The organism is Vibrio nigripulchritudo ATCC 27043 (genome assembly GCF_000222685.1).
Taxonomy (GTDB): Bacteria; Pseudomonadota; Gammaproteobacteria; order Enterobacterales; family Vibrionaceae; genus Vibrio; species Vibrio nigripulchritudo.
In genome coordinates, this window is record NZ_AFWJ01000254.1 from 1 (window position 1) to 310 (window position 310).

1 protein-coding gene is annotated in these 310 nt (G+C 61.6%); it reads left to right on the forward strand.

Annotated features, from left to right (window positions below):
• Nucleotides 1-310: cadherin repeat domain-containing protein (locus RH89_RS17010; protein ID WP_004404686.1), on the forward strand; the 310-nt coding region annotated here is incomplete at both ends.

The following is a 310-nucleotide window of genomic DNA, read 5'->3' on the forward strand; positions in this document are numbered from 1 at the left end:
TGCACCGACCATCGACACGGCTTCAGGCAGCACGGTGACCGAAGAGTCGGTGAGCGCAGGCGATGTGGTAGCGACCTTCACGGCGAGCGACCTGGATGACCAGGACAACGTGACGTACAGCATCACCAGCGGCAACGACAACGGTTACTTCGCGATCGACAGCAACGGTCAGGTGACGTTGACGGCAGCGGGTGTTGCCGCAATCAACAGCGACGCGGGCGTCGACCTAACCAGCCTGACGCTGGGCGTCACGGCGAGCGATGGCACGAATACCTCGGCAGAAAGCCAAGTGACGGTGAACATCACTCGT